Here is a 20,229-nt window from a genome sequence, read left to right as displayed (position 1 = left end):
GTGCCCCGACCGCCCCGAAAAACGGATGGTCGGGGGCGAGTGTGACGCGGCAGGATGCTCCGCATGACCTTGCCCACCCCTGAGCTGCACACGGCCCGCCTGCGTCTGCGGCCCTTCACCGGCGCCGACGCGGAGTCGCTGTACGCGCTGCACAGCAGCGCCCACGTCCTGCGTTACTGGGACTCCCCGCCGTGGACCGAACCGGCCCTTGCCCAGCGCTTCCTCGCGCACTGCCGGACGATCGAGGAGGAAGGCACGGGAGCACGGGTCGCCGTCGACCGCGCCTCCGACGGCGCGTTCATCGGCTGGTGCGGCCTGACCAGCTGGAACCCGGACTTCCGCAGCGCGTCCCTGGGCTACGTCTTCGACGCCGCCGCGTGGGGCCACGGCTACGCCACGGAGACCGCGCAGTCCGTCCTGCGGTGGGCGTTCGACACGCTGGACCTGAACCGCGTCCAGGCGGAGACCGACACCCGCAACGTGGCGTCCGCCCGGGTCCTGGAGAAGCTCGGCTTCGTCCGCGAAGGCACCCTCCGCGAGGACTGCGTCGTCAACGGCGACGTCTCCGACTCCTGGGTCTTCGGCCTCCTCCGCCGCGAGTGGCACCCGACGGGCGGGCGCTAGGGACTGCCGTCAAGGGTTCTTGCCGAGGCGGTGCGAGGGTCGTGCATGATGCCTGCGTGGAACATCTCTCTGTCGACGTGCGGGCTTCGCTCCGGCTGTTCGCCTTCTACTTGGCGAACGGCACCCTCGACGTCGAGCTGCTCGACGGGTTCGACTACCGCCCGACCGTCTTTCACTCCGGCTCTTCGCTGGAGCAGGTCTTCGCGATCTACGGCAATGTGCTGCAGGTCGACGCGGACGGCATGGTGCTGAATGACGGGGACGCGCAGTACCGGGTCGCGCAGTGGATTCGGGCGTGCTGCGACCCGGACTATCGGGCCGAGCCGCCGTTCGAGGCATGGGAGACGGAACTCCATCTGTGAGGACCGGCGCTCGCCGTCGGGACCTCACGCCCACATCAAGAGCGGGGGAGAGCGACGGCCGGCCGGTAGGGCTCTGCGGTGCACCGGTCCCGGCGGACCGGGTCCGCAAACCGCCTGGGTCGCGGAGCGCGCGGGGCCGGCCGCCGACGAAGGGCTGTGACCAGCGCTCTCACACGGATCCTAGACATATGGCGGGCCGATGACCGCCTGGCCGATCTGCTCGGCCAGCCAGGCGGCGTGGCCCTGCGAGTCCCCGGTCCTGTGGACGTCGACGCATACAGTGTGGGTCCCGATCTGGCGGTCGGTTCCAGGGGCGTCGCAGTTGAAGACCAGGGTGACCCCGTCGTGTTGGACCCGCCCGTCGTACCCGCGCTCTGGCACCGCCGGCCAGATCACCTGGTCCCAGCGGATCGAACCGTATCTGGTCCCCACCAAGGTGGTGAAGGCGTCCTCGACGCTGCCGACCGGCTGGTCCACCATCGACGCCCAGAGGGGGAGCAGGCCGGCGAGGTCATCCGGATCCTCGGAAAGCTCGGCGGCGTGCCAGTCGCACCGCAAGCCCGCCTGCGCGTCATCGAACTCCCTCGCCCAGAACTCTTCACTCTCCGTGCGGAACCAGGCGTCCGGCAGCGACCGACGCAGTTCCAGCACCTCCGTGACGGTGCGGAGCTCCACGTCCACCGATACCTGGGCATACTCGCGCGCGCCCAGCGCGAGGAGCCGGCGCCCCGTGGCGAGGGCCACTGCCGGGTCGGACGTGCGGAAGACGGGATAGGAGACGCCGTTGGACATGTGGGCACCCTGCCACGCGTCGATGTCGGTGTCGACCGACAGGGGTCTCCGGGGCTGAACTCGGCGGTGACCCGGCGCAGCCCGGGCGGGCAGCGGTCTGCTCGCGTGTCGGGGGGCGCGAGCGGCTCGGAGCCGGGCGTGGGTGGCACAGTGGAGACATGTGCGGCCGCTATGCATCCACCCGCAGTCCCCAGGACCTGACCCAGCTCTTCCAGGTCACGGACTGGTGCCCAGAGGAGGCCCTGGCCCCGAGCTGGAACGTCGCTCCGACGGACGAGGTGTACGCGGTCCTGGAACGAGCGGACCGGGGGACCGGCGACGACGTGTCCAGGCAGTTGCGGACACTGCGGTGGGGCCTGGTTCCTTCCTGGGCGAAGGACGTGAAGATCGGGGCGCGGATGATCAACGCCCGAGTGGAGACGGTGCACGAGAAGCCCGCGTTCCGCAGTGCTTTCGCCCGCCGCCGCTGCCTGCTTCCCGCCGACGGCTTCTACGAGTGGGACCCGGTCAGGGACGGGACGTCGGGCAAGGTCTCCAAGCAGCCCTACTTCATCCATCCGACCGACGGGCAGGTGATGGCTCTGGCCGGCCTCTACGAGTACTGGCGCGATCCTGACGTCGCACACGACGACGATCCAGGAGCCTGGGTGACGACCTGCACGATCATCACCACGGAAGCCACCGACGCCGCCGGCCGGGTCCACCCCCGCATGCCACTCGCCCTCTCGCCGGACCACTACGACACCTGGCTCGATCCCCGTCACCAGGACACCGACGACCTGCGCGCCCTCCTCACCCAGCCGGCTGACGGCCGGCTCGACGCCCGTCCCGTCTCCACCGCCGTGAACAGCGTCCGCAACAACGGGCCGCACCTCGTCGACGAAGCATGACGCGCGCCCGTGGCAGGTCCACGGGAGAGACCTGGTCCTGGGAGGGTCCTGTACCCCGCGCTATGGCCTTCCGGCCGGATGCCGTAGCGGGGTGAACGCCGCGACCGCCAAGAGCGCGGAAACGCCCAGGTCGGGCTCGGCCTCCTTGCCCCTCATGCCGATCCACTCTCACTGCCGCCCTCAGGACGCGTCGCGCGGGCCTGGGTCTGTGACAAGGAGACACGGCGGCGTGCGACGTCGACCCCGATGATCTTCACGGTGAGGGCGTCGCCGACCTCGACGACGTTCTCACCGGGTGACGCGTCCAGCTCGCTGGTGTGCACGAGCCCCTCGAAGCCGTCGTCCCGGTCTTCGACCCGGACGAGGACGCCCTGCGGCAGGATCCTGGTGACCGGTCCGGTGACCACCTGCCCGATCCGCCGCGCCACCTGCGGCCACGGGTCTTCCTGCACGGCTCGCAGCGACAGCGGCACCCGTTCCCGGACCATGTCGATGTCGAGGACTTCGGCTGTGACCTCCTGGCCGACGCTGACCACGTCGGACGGGTGGCCGAACGGGCGCCAGGACAGCTCGGGGATGTCGATCATCGCGGTGAAGCCGCCGATGTCCACGAAGGTGACGCCGAAGTCGGCGATGCGCGTCACCGTGCCGGTGACGACCTGGCCGCGCCGCAGGGTCTTCAGGAACGCCCAGTCCCGGTCGCCGGGCGTCGGCTCGGTCTGCCAGCGAGCGCGCAGGACACCGTCACGGTCGGGCAGCACAGCGGTGAACGACGGGAGATCTTCACCGGCATACATGGATACGACGCCGGCGGCACGCGCGCCGGCGAGCTGGGCGGTCACTGCCTCGAACTGGGTCTCGTCCACGATCATGCTCGTGATCTGCCCGTCCTCGCCCTCCCTGATCACCTCCACCAGGCCCTCGTCGGGCAGAGCGGCCACGGCCTTGTCGACGTCGGTGAGCAGATCCGGCCAGACAGCCAACTGGGCGCGTGGGGCCAGCTGGGAGCGCACGGTCTCGATGGTGTCGCGGGTCAGGCGGTGCCACCGGGAGGCGTTGGAGGCGGAGATCTCCTCCAGGAACACGGCGCGGTGGGTGCTGACGGTCCAGTGCAGACGGGCCCAGAAGTCGGCGTCGGCCGGGCGCTGTACATACGTGGGGTCGTCGGGGGCGAAGTCGTACGGTGATGCGTCCAGGCGTTCCGGGAACAGGCCGAGCGCGCGGCTGCGGGCCAGTGCGGCTTCGCAGGGCAGGTTGCTGCCGATGTAGAGGTACTGGTCCCAGCCGACGTGCACCGTGAACGCTCCCTCCGCCTCCAGCCGGCACCAGGCGCCGTTGTCGCGGAGCATGGCCCGGACCAGTTCCGTGGCGACGGGGATCGACACCAGTGCGCCGTCGTGGAACCCGGCGGGGCCGGCGGGGAAGAGGCCGGCCAGGCCGTAGCCGTCGACCGGTGGCTCCAAGCCGAAATGGACGAATCCACCGAGCTGCGGCTCGCGGATGGCCAGCTGCTCGATGCCGGTGTCCTCGGCGAAGGCGGCGACGGCTCGCAGGTAGGCGGCTTCGACCGGTCCGTGGTCGCTGGTGGAGGGCTCGGGTCCGTCGTAGTATCCGTGCCGGTCGCGGTCGGCGGGGTCGTACTTGGTGACCCGGTAGACGTAGGGCAGCACGTCACTCCCCGCCGGACCGGTGCCGCTGGACCAGGTGGGTCTGCCGGCGGGCGGTGAGCCGGGGCCGCTTCCCCTTGAGCGCGTCCTTGGCCCGTGCCATGGAGATGCCCTCGCCGGCACGCCCGGCCGCGCGCGACCGGTCCAGGCCGGGCCGCTCACGGCCGGTTCCGGTCGCCCCATGGTCCAGGCAGATCCGTTCGTCCCGGACGTCAAGGCCGATCGGGATCTCGCACTGGGCAGTGATGTCCCGATCGTCCAGGCCGAGACGCGCAGCGCCCACACGATCACTCATGCCCAGAGCGTACGACGAGCCCCGCTCAGCGTACAGATCACCAGCCGCCCAGCAGCAACGGCGCCACCACCAGGGAGACCCCGCCCACCCACCGACCCGGAAAGGGCGCGTCACTGTCCCATGTCACGGGCAGCAGGGGAGCCTTGGCCGGAGTGTCCGTGCCCTGTGCGGCGGGTGGGCTCAGCCGTGTTGCCGTCATGCCCTCAACGATCACGCCCGGACGGCGCTTTCCGCGTCGGAGCACGGTCCGAACCTCCGGCCGCCCCGCATCGGACCGTGGTCCGACAGCCGGCGAGAGACCTCGCGACCTCGCCGATCCGGAGGGCGACGACACGAGCACCGAGGGGATGGAGCCTCACCAAGGTCCCCACCCGGAAAAGCGTTTGACCGCTGACAGAGAGCCGTTGATGATCATCGACCGAGGCTGGTTCGATTCTGTGGGAGTTTGTGATGACTGGGGCTGATGGTGTGGACGGCTTCGATCCGGCGGGCCTGGAGGAGACGGTCGCCACGTGGGCGGGCTCGAAGGAGTTCTCCGGCACGGTCCGTGTGACGCGCGGCGCGGAGCCGTTGTTCACCCGGGCCTTCGGGATGGCGTCACGGCGCTGGTCCGTGCCCAACACCCCTGGTACGCGCTTCCGCGTGGCCTCGGTGTCCAAGACGTTCACGGCGGTGGCCGTGCTGCAGCTCGTCGAGTCCAGGAAGATCCGCCTCGACGACGCGCTGGTGGACCACGTGCGGGAGCACATGCCGCACCTCGACCCGCGGGTGACGGTACATCAGGCCCTGGCGATGACCTCGGGCATCGGGGACTGGTTCGAGGAGGGCAGCGAGGAATGGGAGACGGAGTGGCTGGCCCTGACCGAGTCCCATCCGCTGTACCTGCTGCGTGACAACAAGGACTACGTGCCCCTGTTCGCCGGCAAGCAGGCCCACTTCCCGCCCGGCGAGCGGCACCTCTACAACGGCGCCGGCTACATCCTGCTCGGCCTGCTCATCGAGGCCGTGACCGGCCGCTCCTTCGAGGAGGTCGTCACCGAGGAGGTCTTCGCCCGGGCCGGCATGAGCGGGGCGGGCTTCCCGGCCCTGGACGAGCTGGGACCCGACGTCGCCGAGGGGTACCTCAGCCTCGCGTCCAGCGCCACGCCGTACCGGACCAACCACTACTCGACCACTCCCCGCGCGGCGGCGGACGGCGGAGCCACTTGTACGGCCGCCGACCTGACGGCCTTCTCCCACGCCCTGCGCCACGGCCGGCTGCTGGACGAGGAGACGACGCGCCTGGCCCTCACCCCGCAGGTCGCCCAGTACGACGAGAAGATCCGCGGCTACCGGTGGATGTACGGCTTCGGCCTCACCCACCTCCTGGACGACGAGGGGAATGTCGTCCGGTGGGGCCACACGGGCGAAGAGGACGGTGTCAGCGCGCGCCTCTTCCACTATCCCCGGCACGACGTGGACGTGGCCGTCCTCGGCAACGTCAGCTGGTCGGTCGGCGACCTGGGCTGGGCCCTCCACGACGCCATCGTCGGCACCACCTGAGCCGTGACGGTCGAGCGGCCCAACCCGAGAACCCCCTCACGCCCGGCCCCAGACGCTCCTCTGCCCTGCTCGCCGGCTCCTGTCAGTGTGCGCCGAAGGCCGTGACCAGAAGGTCGGCGAGGAGCGCGCCCGCCGTGCCTTCCGGGTCGAGATCAGGGTCGTAGATCGTGACGTTGAGGCCCACGCAGTGCTCCGAGGCGAGCAGGCCGGCGAGGAGCGGGCGCAGCTCATGGGGCAGCAGGCCGTCCGGGTCGGGGCTGTCGACGGCCGGCATGACGGAGGGGTCGAGGACGTCGGCGTCCAGGTGCACCCAGAAGCCGTCGAGTCCGCCGGTGCTCAGCGTGGCGAGTGTGGTCGCGGCGATCTCGTTCCCGCCGTCCTCCCGGATCTCTCCGACCGTGCTGACGGACAGGCCGAGAGCGGTGAGCTCCGCCCGGTCTTCGTCGCCGTCGCGGATGCCGAAGAGGTGGACGTCGCCGTCGCGCAGGTACGGCCGCAGCCCTTCCAGATCGGTGAGGTCTCGCTGTCCGCGGCCGGTGGCGAGCGCCAGTTCCTCGCCGGCGGCGGCGCCGACGTGCGGGGCGTTCCCCAGGTGCCGGAAGTCCGCCGAGGCGTCCACGGCGGCCAGTCCGTACCGTCCGATGCGCCGGAGCGCCAGCGAGGCCCCGAGCTGGATGGAGCAGTCTCCGCCGAGGACGACCGGGAACCGGCCCGCGCGGACGTGCCGTTCGATGCGGTCGGCGAGCTTGCGGGTGTACGTGGCGAGGGCGGCGGCGTTGAACACTCCGTCGCCCTCGCGCCAGCCGCCCCGGTCGTAACGGGGAGGCACCACGACCCCGCCCTCCTCCGCGTCCAGGCGCCGCAGTAAGTCCTGTTCACGCAGGGCTCCGGCGAGCTTGTAGCAGCCGGGGACCACACCGGGGGCGGGCGGGCGCAGCCCCAGATTGGACGGAGCGTCGACGAGTACGATCTTCTTCATGGGGCCATCCTGATCGCTCGTGCGCCGCCGCGGCCAGCCTCGGACCAGTCGGCGCGGCGCCGGGCGTGATCGACGGTGCACCGGCCTGCCTCGCGCCGAGCTCGCTCCCCACTGACGTGGCACGTGGCGCGGCCGGACACGATCCACAGCGAGGAGGGGAACCGCATCGGTCTCCAACGAGTCATGAGCTGCGTGGCACAAAGGGGGGGAGCACGATGGGCGATGACCCGACATGGGGAGACCTTCTCCTGGGGTTCGTTCTCGTCACGGGCATCCCCATGGCCCTCGTCGGAGTGGTGATCTTCTCCCTCGTGGGACTGACCCTGTGGGTGACAGCACCGGAGCGTCGGTGGAGACGCTGAAGCGACGCCGGCGGGGGATCCACCTGCCACTCTCCTGAACGGTGTTCGCCCGGACCGGGTACGACGGCTCCGTGGAGGGCCGGCGCCAACGCGACCCCGGAAGAGTGAACCGTTGGGAAGCGGCGTTTCACCTGCCAGAACCGGCTGCATACCTCCCCTCGTCGGACCAGACGAAGAGAGAGGCGAGTTGTTGCCCACGTTGAGGATGTCCTTTGCTTCTGTGCTGTCGGCCGCTGTCCTCGCGTCGGGACTGGCGCTCAGTGCCGCCGGTCCGGCCAGTGCTGCCACGTGCCCGTCCGAGGCGTCCCCCACATCCCGCGGCGGTAAGGCCCACTGGAAGATCGCCTGCACTCGTACGGGGGTGAAGGTCTACGGCTGGGTCCAGGACACGGACATGGACGGCCGATGCGCAACGGTGACCGCCACCTCCGACGGAGGTCCCGGATGGATCAACATGGTGGAAGCGTGCGGCTCCGGTGTCCGCAAGAACTTCGACTGGTCCATTCCGGATACCAGGGCGGCGAAGGTCTGGCTGCGCATCATCGACACGGACTGACGCCCTGCTGTCCTCGTTGTACGTGGGTAGCGGACCGGAGCGGATGCCGGCCCGCGCCGAAGGAGCGCGGGCCTCTCGTGTACGCGGACGGGCCCGTCGTATCCGACCCGGACCGACCCAGGGCACCGGCCGGGCCGAGCGGCGCAGCCGTACGCCGAACATGGCGAACGGGCTCCCACGCCGCCGGGGAGCCCGCGCGGATCACTGACGGGCGGTGCGGATCACCAGCCGGGTTCGTCCGCTGTGCTCGCTGTCGGTGATCCGATGCCGGTGGCGCCTCGCTGCCTGTCCAGGGAGTAGGCCGCGGGGCCCTGACGGAGCACGTGCCGTTCCCCGTCAGGGGCCTCCCGCTGGGCGATGGCCATCGCGCTTCCGACGGCGTTCAGGTCGAGGATGTCCCTGTCCTCGCTCAGGAGAATCTGGTCCAGGTACCGTCCGTACAGCTTCGGGGCATCGGGGTGGCGGTCCATGGTGAGCCTGCGCTCTCTCAGCTCCTGGATGCCGAGGTCACCGGTGGAGGCGCGCCGGTTGCAGGACGGACACAGAACGATCAGTTCCCACGGGTTGGCCGAGTGAGCCGCCGCAGCCAGGGATCCGTGACGGCCTCCCAGTCGCCGGGCAGCGCCCATGACCACGGACAGACCCACGATGCGGTGGATCCCCAGGGTTGCCCCGGTCCATGTGCAGACGGCGCATCCGAGAGTGAGCGAGAAGAGGAGCTGTTTGACCGCTTCCGGCAGCCGGGAGCGTCTCCGGACAGCTTGTGGAGCGTGTACGGCGTGTACGGCATGGGCGTCGGGCCGGCGGGGAAGGGCCGTGCCGCGACGTACAGCGTCTTCTTCGCTCTTCGCCCGGTCCCACAGATCCCGAAACCTGGTGGAGTGATCGTCGAGCAGCGCCTCTCGTTCGATCCCGGATGCTGCGGGAAGCCGGTCGGCCAGCATCAGGGCGATGTCGATGACGGTGTCCCGCTGCTGGACCAGGGGTCCGGAGAAGACGTTCGAGACGGTGCTCTTGCTCTTGCCGATGGAGCGGGCGATCTCGGCCTGGCTGACGCGGCCGGCTCTTCTCTGCAGGCCGATCAGCTCCTGCTGAAGGGTGCGCCTCCAGCCCGGAGGAAGTTCCGCTCCCCTCGACTCGCCTTTCCGGCTCATCCGGCGCCTCCGCCCTTGCCGCGCCACCGGGTCCAGAGCCGACTGAAGACCCAGACCAGGAGCGCGACGATGAGCCCGGCGACGACGTTCTTGAAGATCTCGTCCATGAGGAAAGCCTCGCTGAAGGCTGGTGCTCGCTGGACAGTTGTGGACAGTTCTCCGCAGCGGTTCCAGGATCTCGGGACCGCTGCCGGCGGACCGCTCAGGCGGGGCGCGACTGCTGGTCGGCCGGCGTCGCGCGGAAGGTCACGCCGGACAGCGTCCGCAGGCGCCTGAGCTCCCACCAGGCCACCGCCGTGACCGAGACGGGGCCGCCCAGGACGGTGCCGATCTGGAGTGGCAGGGGGCCGGGCGGCAGACCGGCGACCGCCAGGTTGACGGCGGCGAGCTCCCATACCAGGACGCCGGTGACCAGGGCGGGGAGGCCGGGGTGCATCCGGGAGATCCCGAAGACCGAGGGCACCAGGGTGAGGGAGGCGAAGAACACGAAGGTCAGAGCCCAGAGCATCGGCCCCAGCAGGACGAAGAAGCTCAGAGGGGGAGGCGAGCCGGGCGGCCTCGATCCCCCCATCCCCAGGAACACCATCAGAGGCACGAGCAAGGCCACGGCGGTGAACGCCGCGAAGTACCAGAACGCCGCACGCCTTGAGGACGCGAGACCGGACCGCAGGACGGGGCGGGCGGAAGGGGGCAGCAGCCGGAAGACGACCAGGATGACCAGGGGCGCCGTGAGGAGCAGCAGCCACGGGGTCGCCGCGACCCGGATCAGGTAGTGGAGCTGGATCTCCTCAAGGCTCTGGTCCGCCCCATAGGTCATGAGGATCAGGCACGTCGCGGCCGTCGCGGTCCAGGCCCGGACGTTCTGCACGGTCCTCACGAGGGGGTCAGTCGATCGGGGGTAGTCGTGGACCGGGAACAGGCGGTGGGCCTGCCGGCAGGCCGTGCGGGCCATCGGATAGAGCAGGGCCGGCACCAGGAACAGGGCCAGGACGAAGGGCATGAGGATCACCCCCACGCATCCGCCCAGGGGTCCCAGTCGCAGAAGATCCCGGATCCTGGGCCAGTCGCCCTCGCGGAACCGGTCCCAGTCCGAGGGGGGTTGTCCCCCGAGCGGCGGATGGGCGGACGGGGGCTGCCGCGGCGGAATGCCCGCGCCGCCCGGCGCCGGAGCCCCCCACGGCGACCCGTGGTTCGCCCAGGAGGGCCGCCCATGGCCAGGCTGCCCGTACCCCTGCGGGTACCACTGCCCGCCACCGCCACCGCTACCGCCACCGTGCCCGTACTCGCGCGCGTACGGGTCTTGCCCCTCATGGGTCACGCGGCCTCCCAGCGGTTCCCGTCACGTTACCCGTAGGCCCAGAGATCGCGGGTCTACAGCCAGCGCTCCATCATCTGATGTACCAACTCCGCTGCGTCAAGGGGTCATTGGCCTCCGTGGTCGTTCTGGTCAAGGTGCGTTAGTAAGCGGGACTCGTCCTTAGACGTCGTCTCAATCGGCGAGGTGTCGTCGGATGAACGGTGCCGTTCCCAGGACGAGTGCGGCGAAGACGGTCAGCCGTTGAAGGCCGGGCTGAGCGGCGAGGTTGCTGTGCTGGATGCCGTAGACCGCGTACCAGTTGGCGGCGAGGTCGGTCGCCATGATGGCGCAGGCGAGGTCGGCTCCTCGGCGTCTGCCCCTGATCAGGAACACGGCGGCGAGTGTGTCGAACAGCGCCAGGGACGACCAGTAGAGGTTGAGCCAGCCCGGTGCCCAGTCGTAGGGGTGCAGACCGTGGCTGAGGAGGTCGGTGACGTGCGCGGAAGTGCCGACGAAGAGCAGGACGGCTGCGATGCCGCAGACCGATATGACTGCCCGGCGCGGGGTGTGGTGCATCCATCCGATCACGCTGTGGATCGTCCCACCTGCGGGCGCAGTCCGTCAGGCCGCCGGCCTGCGGTAGCGGTTGAGGGTGCAGGCGATGGCGGTGCGGGCCAGGAAGTGCTCGGCCTTGCGCTCGCATCGGCGGTGCGGGCGGCGGCAGCCGCTCAGCCAGGACGTCGTGCGCTGGATCGTCCAGCGATGCCGGCCCATCCGTGTGGAGGAGTCGATGCCTCTGCGGGCGATGCGGTGGCGGATGCCGCGAGAGTGGAGCCAACGGTGCAGGTGGTCGCAGTCGTATCCCTTGTCCGCGTGGAGCTTGGCGGGCCGCCGGCGCCGTGGGCCGCGACGCCAGCGGATCGGAGGAATGCCGCGCACCAGTGGCTCAAGCGCCTGGCTGTCGTGGAGGTTCGCGCCGGAGGTCCCGACGGCCCGAAGACCGGCGGCAGCTGCCGCCAGGTGCAGCCTGTCGTGGCCACGAAGACGATCGCGGCCAGCACTTCGCGGTCCCCGTACCTCCGTCGGCCTCCGCCCTGCGGTCGGGCCGGAGCGGGCGGGACCACCCGCTGGAACAATTCCCACAGCTCGTCCGGCATCAAGCGCTCGATCATCACCACGCAGCCGACGGGGCGGACAGGGACAGCGCGCCCACGAAGTGGGCGACGCAAAGACGAGTGGGCCGGCTCGCGGGAGCGGCGACACCGAACGGAGCGCCGTGACAGACCTCGCGGGCCCCGGCATGATGCACGCAGTCAGCGGTACGTCGGGGTGGGAAGCGGGGGCTTTCATGGGTGGGGACTCACGCGCGACGACGTCGGGCACGATCGACTTCGGACCGCTGCCGCCGCGCTCGGCCTGGGGACTTCGATGCCAGTTCTTTCTGCAGTGGATCTACCTTCCCCTGGGTTTCGGCATGGCACTGGTCGCAGCGCTTCTGGGCGGCGGGGGCGGGTCACCTCTGTTCGGCGGCTCGCCGAAGGGCGTGCCGAAGGATCCGTACGGTGACAGCTTGTGGTTGTCCCCGCGCCAGTACCGGCTGGAGCTGAACGGCACACCTGAGCAGTGGCGGGAGCGTGCGGGCTTCGCTCTGAGGCGGGCCATCGCGCAGAACGCCCAGGACCCCGACGAGACGATCTCACTTCCCGTCAGTGCCTACCGCGGAGTGGGGCTTGAGGGCCTCGACGAGCTGGCGGGCGAGCTGGGGTGGCGTCTGGACCGCGGGTGGCTGCGGTTCGAGGCGGTGGTCCTCAAGCCGGTGTCCGCGTCTCCTTGACGCTCGGTGAGATCGCCGGCGAAGCCGGCCGCCGCACTCCGGAGGGCTGGGGGAGGACGCACCGCGCCCTGACCGCCGGCAGCCTCAGGGACCTCCGAGAAGGCGACGTCGTCCATCACGCCGATCACCGGGCGCATCGCGTCCCGACCAGACGCGATGCTCGCCCACTTCATTCGGTCAGCGGGGGGACGCGAGGACGCTAGAGGTGGCCGCTCTCGTCGTAGGCCCTCCTGTGCCACCAGGCCCCTCCCCGGTACCAGAATTGGCGGTGGGCGAACGGGTCGGGCAGGGTCCTGCGGCTGAGTTCCTCGTCCAGCCCGTCGACCAGGGCCGCCAGTTCGCGGCGTGCGTGGTGGGGCAGTCTGGACAGGATGAGCGCGAGAAGGTCCCGAGCCGTGGCCACGTCCACTCCCAGATCGCAGTCGGTGCAGCCGCACGGGGTCTTCTCCAGGTACAGATAGCGTCCTGGGCGGGCCAGAAACGCCCGGTAGCAGCGCAGGGCTGTTCCGGTGTCGCCGGGGTGGATGCCTTCGTCCGCAGGACGACTCGCCTCTGCTCGGAGGATCGCGGAAACGGTCCGGCCGGAGAGCTTGTCGATGTGGACGCGTCGACGCGCGGGCCGACGTGCAGGCGAAGTCTCCCGGGCTGTGGAAGGGGCATTTTGGAGCCAGGGGGCGCCTGGCCCGTATATCTGGCGGAGCGTCATGTTCTGCGCACGGAGTGCGCCGGGCCGCTTACGCGGCATGGGCCTTTCGAAGGGAGATCATGCGGCGATCATGACATCGGGGCCGCGGAGATCCAAGGGCGTGCTCCAGGGCCTCGGGCTGGGACACACGCCGAAGTGCGCCGCATAGTGGGGCAGGCACCCCGCCCGCCGACCGCAAGGAGAGTTCCAGTCGTGGATGTCGACCTCCCCCAAGACGTGCGCGAGTCCGCCGCCAGGCTCGGTACGGGTGCTCCCTATGCGCTGAAGGTGCTGGCCCGTCAGTTGGGCGATGATCCGGGCATGGGCATGCCGTCGGCGTTGCCCGGTGTCTTCACGGTCGCGGTGGACGGTGACTTGTTCGAGGATTGCCCCCACCTGGTTGTCGGCTACCTGCGGGAGCCGGACCGTATCGAGATCCGGTACGTGAACGCGGCCGCCGCCTCCGGGGACGCGAAAGGGCCCGAGAACCCGGCTGGCGGACCGTTCGCCGCCGCTGGCGCCGGTGGAGAAGCCGGCGAACGCCTGGTCGCGGAGGCGTGGGAGCGGGTGACCAGTTGGTTGCGCGACCGCGCTCCCGGCTCGTACTCGGCGCTCCGGCCTGGCGCGAGCGCAGCCGAGACCGCCGCTCTGGAACGACGGCTGGGGCTTCAGGTGCCCGCTTGTCTGCGCACCCTGTGGTCGCTGACGGACGGCGACGGCGGAGTCGCCGGGGCTGGGTGCCTTCCAGGGAACGAGGCCCTGATGCCCCTCGTCGCGGTGGCCGCCTTCTACGAACAGCAGCGTGAAGCGCAGGCGCACCAGGATTCCCTGAACGCGCGGCGGCCCGAGTACGACAGGGTCACGGTGTGGAGAGCGGGCTGGATTCCGGTGGTGTCCCATGGTGTGGATGACCGGACTTCGGGCCTCTACCTGGACACGGAGAGCGGCTACCTGGGTCGCTGGTCGCGCTACAACGACGGGCAGGGTGACGAGCTCGACACGCTGACGACATACCTGGAGGACGTCGCCGACATGCTGGAGGCCCCCGGCCTGGCTGTGCGGGACAGGCCGGGGCTGGTGGACGGCGTGCTGGTGTGGGGGAGCATGCTCGATGCCGCACTGGAGGCCCGGTGGCGTCCCCTGGCCTCCTAATGCTGTGGTCAAGCCAGCGGAGTACGGCTCATCGGCCCTGGTGAGTACGAGGGCACGTGCTTACCAGGCGTCCTCGTCATCAGTCATGTCGTACTCGTCGACGCCGAGCTCCGCGCCAGTGGCACTGAGGAAGTCCAGGACCCTGCGGTCCAGGTGCCAACCGAAGAGGTTGGGGGCGTCCGCGGCGCCCGACCGGGTTTGGCCGGGGTCGTTGAAGTAGCGCACGACGTGAAGCGCCGCTCCGCCGCCAGTGCTGGCCAGACGCCTGCTGAGATCGGAGATGCGGTCCGTGTGCGGCTGGAGTCTGTCGAGAACGCGGGTGATCTGCTCGTCGACACGCAGGCCAGGGTCCCGGCATACGACCATCCACGCGTGGTCGACCGGGACCATTGCCGGTTCGGTGATCCGGCTGCCGCGAACGGATACCTCGTCGGCAGTGATCCCCAGCTGCGAGGCCATGTCGTCTGCCGAGATGTGCCGGCTGAACAGCGCGAAGCAGGCGTACTGGTGAAGGGACATCCAGTGGATGCTAGCCGCGCGGGAGGCGGGCCGCCGTGACTATGCATGCCCCGACAGTCTGGCAGCCGCGGTGACCGGAGGCGTGCCCCGGTAGAACCGGCAGTCGCGGATATCAAGGCCCAGATGACGTCGACGCGTCGGCGGGCGAGGGCGAGCACGGCCTGGACGTGCTTCTTCGCTTCGGCGCGCTTGCGGTCGTAGAACTTCCGTGAGTTCGGTCGTCGCGGGCGCTGACGAGCGCGGAGGCGGAGAAGACGCGCTGGAGTCTTCGGTGATGGACGAGCGGCCGGTGCAGGTTGCCGACGACCTTGCCCGAGTGCGTGGCCGCGGGGCGACGCCGGCGTAGGCCGCCAGGGGGTTCGGGGAGTCGAACTCGTCGAGACTGCCGCCGACGGCGGCGAGGAACCCGGCGCCGAGCACGGTGCCGATGCCACAGAAGCCTGGGCTAGGTTTGGCCTGTGAACCACAGCAGCTCCCAGGCCGGGGCGCCCCGTGAGCCTGACGTGCCGCCCTACCAGGTAGTCCTGGCGGAGACTGACTGGGGTTCGCTCCAGACGGCTTTCGGGAACGGCGAATGCCTTCCCGGAGTCCTGGCGCGGTTGCTGGAGCCTGATCCCAGGGTGCAGGTCACCGCTCTGTCGGAACTGAGCGAGCTGGTCGGCCACCAGAACAGCATCTACGAAGCCACCGCACCCGTCGCCATGTATGTCGCCGGCATCCTCTCCCACCCGGCGGCCATGACCCTCCGGCCCTACCGCAACGTGCCCATCCGCGCGACCTTGCTGAACTGGTTGGCTTTCACGGCCTACGACGCCTCCGACGAGGTTGTCGACCGCACCGAGCACTGCTTCCCCGGCTTCCTCACCCACGACACCATGCTGGCAGCCTTCCGGGACCTGCGCCCGATGCTCTTTCGAGCCGTCGTGCCTTTCCTGCGGGACAGCCACGAGGACGTGCGCGAAGCCGCCGCCCTCGCGGCGCTCGTCCTCGCCGAACACCCCGCGCTCTCCCGGCACCGCGGTCACCTCGGCGTGTACGCGCGCCGCATCCTGGACACCAGCGGCGACGCCCCTGCCCGGCGCGTTGCCTGGAAGGTCCTCGGCAGATGGGGCCACGACGTCAGCGACATCGAACCTTTCCAGGAGGAGCCCTGGGACCGCGGGCCACACAGCGATGGCCGCGGCGACTTCGAGCCTCCCTTCTGACTCAAGGTCGAACGGCCCACTGGTCAAAGGGTGTGTGACCAATCGGCTAGATCATCTGTGTCCACGGCCGCCAGTGGAGAAGGAGCCCCCGACATCACCGTCGAGAGGCGCCCGATCGCGTCGGGGTGAGAAGGGCGTCGTCGTAGAGGCGGAAGAGGCGTGGGCGGGTGGGGTCCTGGTCGGTCCCGGTGGTGAGGGCTTCCCAGCACTGGGCGGCCAGGGCGCGGGCGCGGGTGCCGGGCCAGGGCTGGGGGAGCAGCTCGGGGGGCAGCAGGGGATCGGGTTCCATCGCGGCGGTGAAGGACGCCGCCAGTTCGATCGCGTACGTCAGGCGCTCGGTGCTCGTGGGCCGGTCCGTGCCGGACAGCCGGGTCAGGCGGGTCGCGGCGAGTGCGGCGAGTGCCTCGTGCCGGTCGGCGATCTGCTGGAGCGGCCAGAGCTGGGCGGCCAGTCGGTCGGGGGTGGTCTCGTCCCCGACCCGCAGGTCGCGGCTGGTGAGGCGGGTGAGGGACGGGAGGACGCCGAGGTGGCGGGCATGGGCTTCGACGATCTCGCCGATGGCGTTCGCGCTGACGTAGAGGCCGCCTTGGAGCGGGGCCGCCCCGAGGTGGACGAGGGTGTCGCGCAGGGTGTCGCGGGCCTGCCGCGAGGTCTCGGGGATGGCGAAGGCGAAGAGGTGCCACGTCCCGTCCCAGGGGGCGAGCCCCTGGTCCTGCCGGTAGGCGTGGCGGACGTACTCCACGTCCGGTGCGACGGCGCCGGTCGCGTCGGCGGTGGCGCGCAGGACCGCCTTGCGCCCTCGCCCGTCCTGGGTGAGCCGGCCGTCGGTGACGAGTCGCTTGAGGCAGAGCCGGACCTGTTGGTCGGTCATGCCGAGTGATTCGGCGACGGCGTACAGCTCTCCGGCGTCGATGGTGCCGTCCTCGCGGACCAGGGCGAGCACCAGGGTCCGGGTACCGATCTCGGGGGCGGCGGGCTCTGCCGCGCGGGCCGTCGCGGGCCTGCTGGTCATCGCTGCTGCTCCAGGGTGTCGCCGGGTGTGCTGCCTCCCGGACGGGCCGGGATGGCGCGATGCATCGTGGTCACGGCGCCGAAGCCCATCAGGTCCTGGAGGTAGGGGGTCCGCTCGGTGCGTACGGCGGCGAAGCCGTGGCGCTCGTACAGGGCGCGGGCGCGCGGGTTGACGTCGATGACGTCCAGGCGGATCCGCGAGCAGCCGTGTTCGGCGGCGACGGTCGCGATCTCCCTGAGCAGCAGGCTCCCGATGCCCGTGCCGCGGTGGGCGGGGTCGACGGCGATGCCGTCCATGACGAGCTCCCCAGGTGCCGGCGTGCGTTCGAGGAGCGCCAGCACGGCGAGGCGCGGCAGGCCGCGGAACAGTCCGTAGCCGGAGAGCACGTCGCGCACGCCGCCGCCCGTCAGGCCGCGCCCGCCGAGCTGATAGCCGGCCACGCCCACGACGTGCTCACCGGGGGAGGCGACTGCGACGACCGCGCGGTCGTGGTGGAGGTGGCGGGCGATGAAGGCGCGGCCGCGCCCGGCCGGGCCCAAGGCGGCTCCGAGCTTGCGGCCGAAGGCGTCCCAGTACAGGTCGGCCACCCGTTCCTCGCTGCCGCGGGGCACTCCGCGCCTGATGGCGGTTGTCGAGTCCATGGTTCCTCCTCGGCCTTCATCTTCACCCTCGCATTCTACGCACGAAGCGGATACGGTCGAATTAAGAACGATCGTTTCTGGCTCGATAGGTGTGGAGGTCTGGATGCCGGCCCGAGCGAGACCCAAGGCCACGACGCGCCGCCGCCGCGTGGCGCGGATCGTGCTCGTGATCGCGGCGGTACTGGCCGTCGCGGCAACCGCCCTGGGTGGTCTCGTGGTCTGGCAGAACAGCTACGACCTGCGGGAAGTGACGGTCACCGTGCGGCACGGCGACCGGACTCTGCACGGTGTGCTCGCCCTGCCGGAGCGGGGGAGCGGCCCCTTCCCCCTGGTGGTCTTCGTCCACGGAGACGGCCCGGTGGACGCCACGCACGACGGCTTCTACCGGCCGATCTGGGAGTCCTTCGCCCGGGCCGGGTACGCCTCCCTGTCCTGGAACAAGCCGGGCGTGGGCGATGCTCCCGGCGACTGGCTCGACCAGAGCATGGAGGACCGGGCGCGGGAGGCGGCCGACGCGATCGCCTGGGCCAGGCAGCGACCGGAGGTCGACGGCGGCCGGATCGGATTGTGGGGCGCCAGCCAGGCCGGCTGGGTGCTGCCCAAGATCGTTGCCGGGGACGGGCGGATCCGCTTCGCCATCGCCGTCTCCCCGGCCGTCAACTGGCACCGGCAGGGCCGCTACAACCTCCTCGCCGAACTGCGCCGTGACGGCGCCTCGGCCGCCGAGACGGCCGCCGCCCTGCGCCGCCGCCAGACCGGGCTGGAACTGCTCGGGAGGGGCGCCTCGTACGAGGAGTACGTGCGGGTCGTCGGGGACCCGCACGGCATGACGGCCGCCCGCTGGCGTTTCGTCTCCAAGAACCACACCGCCGACGTCAGCGCCGACCTGCCGGCCCTGCGCGGGATTCCCGTCCTGCTCGTGCTCGCCGGCCACGACGTGAACGTCGACACCGCCGACACCGAGACCGCCTATCGCCGACTGCTTCCCGCACCACCGCTGCGCGTCGCCCGCTATCCCGACGCCACCCACGCCCTGCTCGGACATGACGTGGAGACCTCGCCGCTGCGCCTGACCCTGACGGCGCTGTGCGCGCCGCGCGCTCTCTTCGCCGAGGGCTTTCTGGCCGATCAGCGGCAGTTCCTGTCCTCTCTCGACACTCGAGGAACGAGGCGATGACCACTCTGTCCGTCGCCCCGCCCTCACAGCGAGGGGAGGACCGGGTCACTCGTATGCCATCGGTGTCCGGCCGCTGTCCGGCCACAGGAATATCCAGGAGTGTGGACGCGCGCGCGTTGCTACAGTCGAGCGCCATGAACTGGCTTCCCGATGACTTCGTCCACCCCACCCTGGTACCGCTGCCTGGCGGTGGCCATCACCTGCGTCCGATCCGGGAGGCGGACACCGCGCTCGACTATCCGGCGGTGATGGGTTCGCGTGAGCGGCTGTGGACCATCTTCGGCCCGGCATGGGGCTGGCCCGCGGCCACCATGACCTATGAGGCCGACCAGGCCGATCTGCTGCGGCACGAGAAGGAGATCGCCGCACACGAGTCCTTCAACTACGCGTTGTTCGACTCTGCGGAGACGGTTCTGCTCGGCTGTGTCTACATCGACCCGCCGGAGCGGACCGGCGCCGACGGAGAGATCTCCTGGTGGGTGGTGGACGATCTGGTGGGCGGCGAGGTGGAGCAGGCCCTCGACGCGCTGGTGCCGCGGTGGATCGCCGCCGACTGGCCGTTCGAGCAGCCGCGCTTCCTCGGCCGCGAGATCTCGTGGTCGGACTGGCTCGCGCTGCCGGAGCACCCCCACGCGTAAGCGGGTGCTCCCCGTCGCTCGCCGCGAGGGGGCGTAGTCGGGTTCCCGGGGTCTCGACGGCTTCGCCCGTCGGCGGGCGGGGGACGGCGCGGCCGGATGTCGTCCGTTCGAGGTCGTCCCTGGGACAGATGAGACGGGCGGGGGAAGGGCTGGTGGGATGTCCGAGCGTCCCCCTTGCTGAGGAGTCCGTGTATGGCCCGCACGCTTGCCCTGGTCCTGGCGGGCGCCACCGCGTTCGCCGCGGCGCCCGCAGTCGCCGGCCCCGTACCCAGCCTCGTGTCCGGCCCCGGACCCGGGTCTGGCCGAGCGGTGGCGGAGAAGGCGGTCACGTATCGGGTGACCGCTCCCTTCCAGCAGCACGCGCAGGGTGTGCGGGCCGGCTACAAGCCCGATCGGTACTGCGTCCTCGACCGGGCAGGGGGCACGGGCGCGCTCGGCTACCCGCACTTCAACCACGCCTACGACAACTCGACGGACCCCGCGAAGCCCACGGCCCTGTTCTACGAGGACGACGGGCTGGGCGGCAAGCGTCTGGTCGGGGTGCAGTGGACGGTCCACGACCGCGACCAGGACCTGAAGACGGACGACGACCGGCCGCGCATGTTCGGGGTGCCCTTCAAGGGCCCCCATCGCGGCAACTTCCCCGGTCAGCCCGTTCACTACACCCTGCACCTCTGGCTGTGGAAGAAGAACCCCAGGGGCGAGTTCACCACGTACAACCCGGCGGTCACCTGCCTCCCGGGCACGACCCGCCCGCAGCCGCGCCCGTCCACCTGACCCCCGGTGGACACGTCCGCGAGCCGTGCGCACCCCGAAGGCTTCGTGGTCAGTAGTGAAGCCGTGCGC

At 70.5% G+C, this 20,229-nt stretch carries 24 protein-coding genes and 1 pseudogene; 11 read left to right on the top strand and 14 right to left on the bottom strand.

Features of this window, described 5'->3' with window-relative positions:
• Positions 1 to 63 precede the first annotated feature (63 nt).
• Positions 64 to 624 carry a GNAT family N-acetyltransferase gene (locus ACFVU3_RS14525; protein ID WP_390066224.1) on the top strand — a complete coding sequence of 187 codons (561 nt, stop codon included), beginning with the start codon at positions 64 to 66 and terminating at the stop codon, positions 622 to 624.
• 56 nt (positions 625 to 680) lie between these two features.
• A complete protein-coding gene (locus tag ACFVU3_RS14520; RefSeq protein WP_390066223.1) occupies positions 681 to 986 on the top strand; it encodes a hypothetical protein in 306 nt (101 codons plus the stop codon).
• Between the two features lie 180 nt (positions 987 to 1,166).
• Here ACFVU3_RS14520 and ACFVU3_RS14515 read toward each other — a convergent pair whose 3' ends face one another.
• A complete protein-coding gene (locus tag ACFVU3_RS14515; protein ID WP_390066222.1) occupies positions 1,167 to 1,778 on the bottom strand; it encodes a hypothetical protein in 612 nt (203 codons plus the stop codon).
• Positions 1,779 to 1,936: 158 nt separating this feature from the next.
• Here ACFVU3_RS14515 and ACFVU3_RS14510 point away from each other — a divergent pair, with 158 nt between their 5' ends.
• Positions 1,937 to 2,668, top strand: coding sequence for an SOS response-associated peptidase (locus ACFVU3_RS14510; protein WP_390066221.1), 732 nt, complete (start codon positions 1,937 to 1,939; stop codon positions 2,666 to 2,668).
• 152 nt (positions 2,669 to 2,820) lie between these two features.
• Here ACFVU3_RS14510 and ACFVU3_RS14505 read toward each other — a convergent pair whose 3' ends face one another.
• Complete coding sequence (locus tag ACFVU3_RS14505) at positions 2,821 to 4,338, bottom strand: S1 RNA-binding domain-containing protein (protein WP_390066220.1); 1,518 nt, start codon at positions 4,336 to 4,338, stop codon at positions 2,821 to 2,823.
• Between the two features lies 1 nt (position 4,339).
• The gene (locus ACFVU3_RS14500) at positions 4,340 to 4,630 is read right to left on the bottom strand and encodes a hypothetical protein (protein ID WP_390066219.1); all 291 of its coding nucleotides are present in this window, start codon (positions 4,628 to 4,630) and stop codon (positions 4,340 to 4,342) included.
• A 450-nt stretch (positions 4,631 to 5,080) separates the two neighbouring features.
• Here ACFVU3_RS14500 and ACFVU3_RS14495 point away from each other — a divergent pair, with 450 nt between their 5' ends.
• Positions 5,081 to 6,172 carry a serine hydrolase domain-containing protein gene (locus ACFVU3_RS14495; protein ID WP_390066218.1) on the top strand — a complete coding sequence of 364 codons (1,092 nt, stop codon included), beginning with the start codon at positions 5,081 to 5,083 and terminating at the stop codon, positions 6,170 to 6,172.
• 82 nt (positions 6,173 to 6,254) lie between these two features.
• Here ACFVU3_RS14495 and ACFVU3_RS14490 read toward each other — a convergent pair whose 3' ends face one another.
• The gene (locus ACFVU3_RS14490) at positions 6,255 to 7,151 is read right to left on the bottom strand and encodes an arginase family protein (protein ID WP_390066217.1); all 897 of its coding nucleotides are present in this window, start codon (positions 7,149 to 7,151) and stop codon (positions 6,255 to 6,257) included.
• Positions 7,152 to 7,874: 723 nt separating this feature from the next.
• On the opposite strand from ACFVU3_RS14490, the gene ACFVU3_RS14485 reads away from it, so the two are divergent.
• Positions 7,875 to 8,069, top strand: coding sequence for a hypothetical protein (locus ACFVU3_RS14485; RefSeq protein ID WP_390066216.1), 195 nt, complete (start codon positions 7,875 to 7,877; stop codon positions 8,067 to 8,069).
• Between the two features lie 221 nt (positions 8,070 to 8,290).
• Here the strand turns inward: ACFVU3_RS14485 and ACFVU3_RS14480 are convergent, their stop codons facing one another.
• From ACFVU3_RS14480 to ACFVU3_RS14460, 5 genes and pseudogenes are all read right to left on the bottom strand, one after another.
• Positions 8,291 to 9,223, bottom strand: a complete 933-nt coding sequence (locus tag ACFVU3_RS14480; protein WP_390066215.1) for a hypothetical protein — start codon at positions 9,221 to 9,223, stop codon at positions 8,291 to 8,293.
• Between the two features lie 202 nt (positions 9,224 to 9,425).
• The gene (locus ACFVU3_RS14475) at positions 9,426 to 10,223 is read right to left on the bottom strand and encodes a hypothetical protein (protein ID WP_390066214.1); all 798 of its coding nucleotides are present in this window, start codon (positions 10,221 to 10,223) and stop codon (positions 9,426 to 9,428) included.
• A 489-nt stretch (positions 10,224 to 10,712) separates the two neighbouring features.
• Positions 10,713 to 11,108 carry a hypothetical protein gene (locus tag ACFVU3_RS14470; protein WP_390066213.1) on the bottom strand — a complete coding sequence of 132 codons (396 nt, stop codon included), beginning with the start codon at positions 11,106 to 11,108 and terminating at the stop codon, positions 10,713 to 10,715.
• A 33-nt stretch (positions 11,109 to 11,141) separates the two neighbouring features.
• Positions 11,142 to 11,540 (bottom strand): transposase, encoded by a 399-nt coding sequence (locus ACFVU3_RS14465; RefSeq protein WP_390066277.1) that lies wholly within the window; start codon positions 11,538 to 11,540, stop codon positions 11,142 to 11,144.
• Positions 11,510 to 11,677: pseudogene (locus tag ACFVU3_RS14460) on the bottom strand (transposase); the annotation flags it as partial. The pseudogene ACFVU3_RS14460 and the gene ACFVU3_RS14465, both read right to left, overlap by 31 nt.
• A gap of 119 nt (positions 11,678 to 11,796) precedes the next feature.
• Between ACFVU3_RS14460 and ACFVU3_RS14455 the strand changes: the two are divergent.
• Complete coding sequence (locus ACFVU3_RS14455) at positions 11,797 to 12,354, top strand: hypothetical protein (RefSeq protein WP_390066212.1); 558 nt, start codon at positions 11,797 to 11,799, stop codon at positions 12,352 to 12,354.
• A gap of 199 nt (positions 12,355 to 12,553) precedes the next feature.
• Here ACFVU3_RS14455 and ACFVU3_RS14450 read toward each other — a convergent pair whose 3' ends face one another.
• A complete protein-coding gene (locus ACFVU3_RS14450) occupies positions 12,554 to 12,757 on the bottom strand; it encodes a hypothetical protein (protein ID WP_390066211.1) in 204 nt (67 codons plus the stop codon).
• 495 nt (positions 12,758 to 13,252) lie between these two features.
• Here ACFVU3_RS14450 and ACFVU3_RS14445 point away from each other — a divergent pair, with 495 nt between their 5' ends.
• Entirely contained in the window at positions 13,253 to 14,191 is a 939-nt protein-coding gene (locus tag ACFVU3_RS14445) for an SMI1/KNR4 family protein (RefSeq protein ID WP_390066210.1), read from the top strand.
• A 60-nt stretch (positions 14,192 to 14,251) separates the two neighbouring features.
• Here the strand turns inward: ACFVU3_RS14445 and ACFVU3_RS14440 are convergent, their stop codons facing one another.
• Positions 14,252 to 14,710 (bottom strand): DUF4279 domain-containing protein, encoded by a 459-nt coding sequence (locus tag ACFVU3_RS14440; protein ID WP_390066209.1) that lies wholly within the window; start codon positions 14,708 to 14,710, stop codon positions 14,252 to 14,254.
• A 39-nt stretch (positions 14,711 to 14,749) separates the two neighbouring features.
• Complete coding sequence (locus ACFVU3_RS14435; protein ID WP_390066208.1) at positions 14,750 to 15,130, bottom strand: hypothetical protein; 381 nt, start codon at positions 15,128 to 15,130, stop codon at positions 14,750 to 14,752.
• A 38-nt stretch (positions 15,131 to 15,168) separates the two neighbouring features.
• Here ACFVU3_RS14435 and ACFVU3_RS14430 point away from each other — a divergent pair, with 38 nt between their 5' ends.
• Complete coding sequence (locus ACFVU3_RS14430; protein ID WP_390066207.1) at positions 15,169 to 15,915, top strand: hypothetical protein; 747 nt, start codon at positions 15,169 to 15,171, stop codon at positions 15,913 to 15,915.
• Between the two features lie 94 nt (positions 15,916 to 16,009).
• On the opposite strand, the gene ACFVU3_RS14425 is transcribed toward ACFVU3_RS14430, so the two are convergent.
• Both ACFVU3_RS14425 and ACFVU3_RS14420 read right to left on the bottom strand, forming a co-directional pair.
• On the bottom strand, positions 16,010 to 16,927 hold the full coding sequence (locus ACFVU3_RS14425) for a PaaX family transcriptional regulator C-terminal domain-containing protein (RefSeq protein WP_390066206.1): 918 nt from the start codon (positions 16,925 to 16,927) through the stop codon (positions 16,010 to 16,012).
• Entirely contained in the window at positions 16,924 to 17,568 is a 645-nt protein-coding gene (locus ACFVU3_RS14420) for a GNAT family N-acetyltransferase (RefSeq protein ID WP_390066205.1), read from the bottom strand. The genes ACFVU3_RS14425 and ACFVU3_RS14420 overlap by 4 nt, the downstream gene beginning before the upstream one ends.
• 103 nt (positions 17,569 to 17,671) lie before the next feature.
• Here ACFVU3_RS14420 and ACFVU3_RS14415 point away from each other — a divergent pair, with 103 nt between their 5' ends.
• The 3 genes from ACFVU3_RS14415 (at position 17,672) to ACFVU3_RS14405 (ending at position 20,160) form a co-directional block, all read left to right on the top strand.
• Entirely contained in the window at positions 17,672 to 18,745 is a 1,074-nt protein-coding gene (locus ACFVU3_RS14415) for an alpha/beta hydrolase family protein (RefSeq protein ID WP_390066204.1), read from the top strand.
• Between the two features lie 134 nt (positions 18,746 to 18,879).
• Positions 18,880 to 19,383 (top strand): N-acetyltransferase, encoded by a 504-nt coding sequence (locus ACFVU3_RS14410; protein WP_390066203.1) that lies wholly within the window; start codon positions 18,880 to 18,882, stop codon positions 19,381 to 19,383.
• A 192-nt stretch (positions 19,384 to 19,575) separates the two neighbouring features.
• Positions 19,576 to 20,160: a hypothetical protein gene (locus ACFVU3_RS14405; RefSeq protein ID WP_390066202.1), complete on the top strand. Its 585-nt coding sequence runs from the start codon at positions 19,576 to 19,578 to the stop codon at positions 20,158 to 20,160.
• Positions 20,161 to 20,229: the final 69 nt, after the last annotated feature.

The organism is Streptomyces sp. NPDC058052, from assembly GCF_042885515.1.
GTDB lineage: Bacteria > Actinomycetota > Actinomycetes > Streptomycetales > Streptomycetaceae > Streptomyces.
This window is presented reverse-complemented; position numbering and strand designations above follow the sequence as displayed.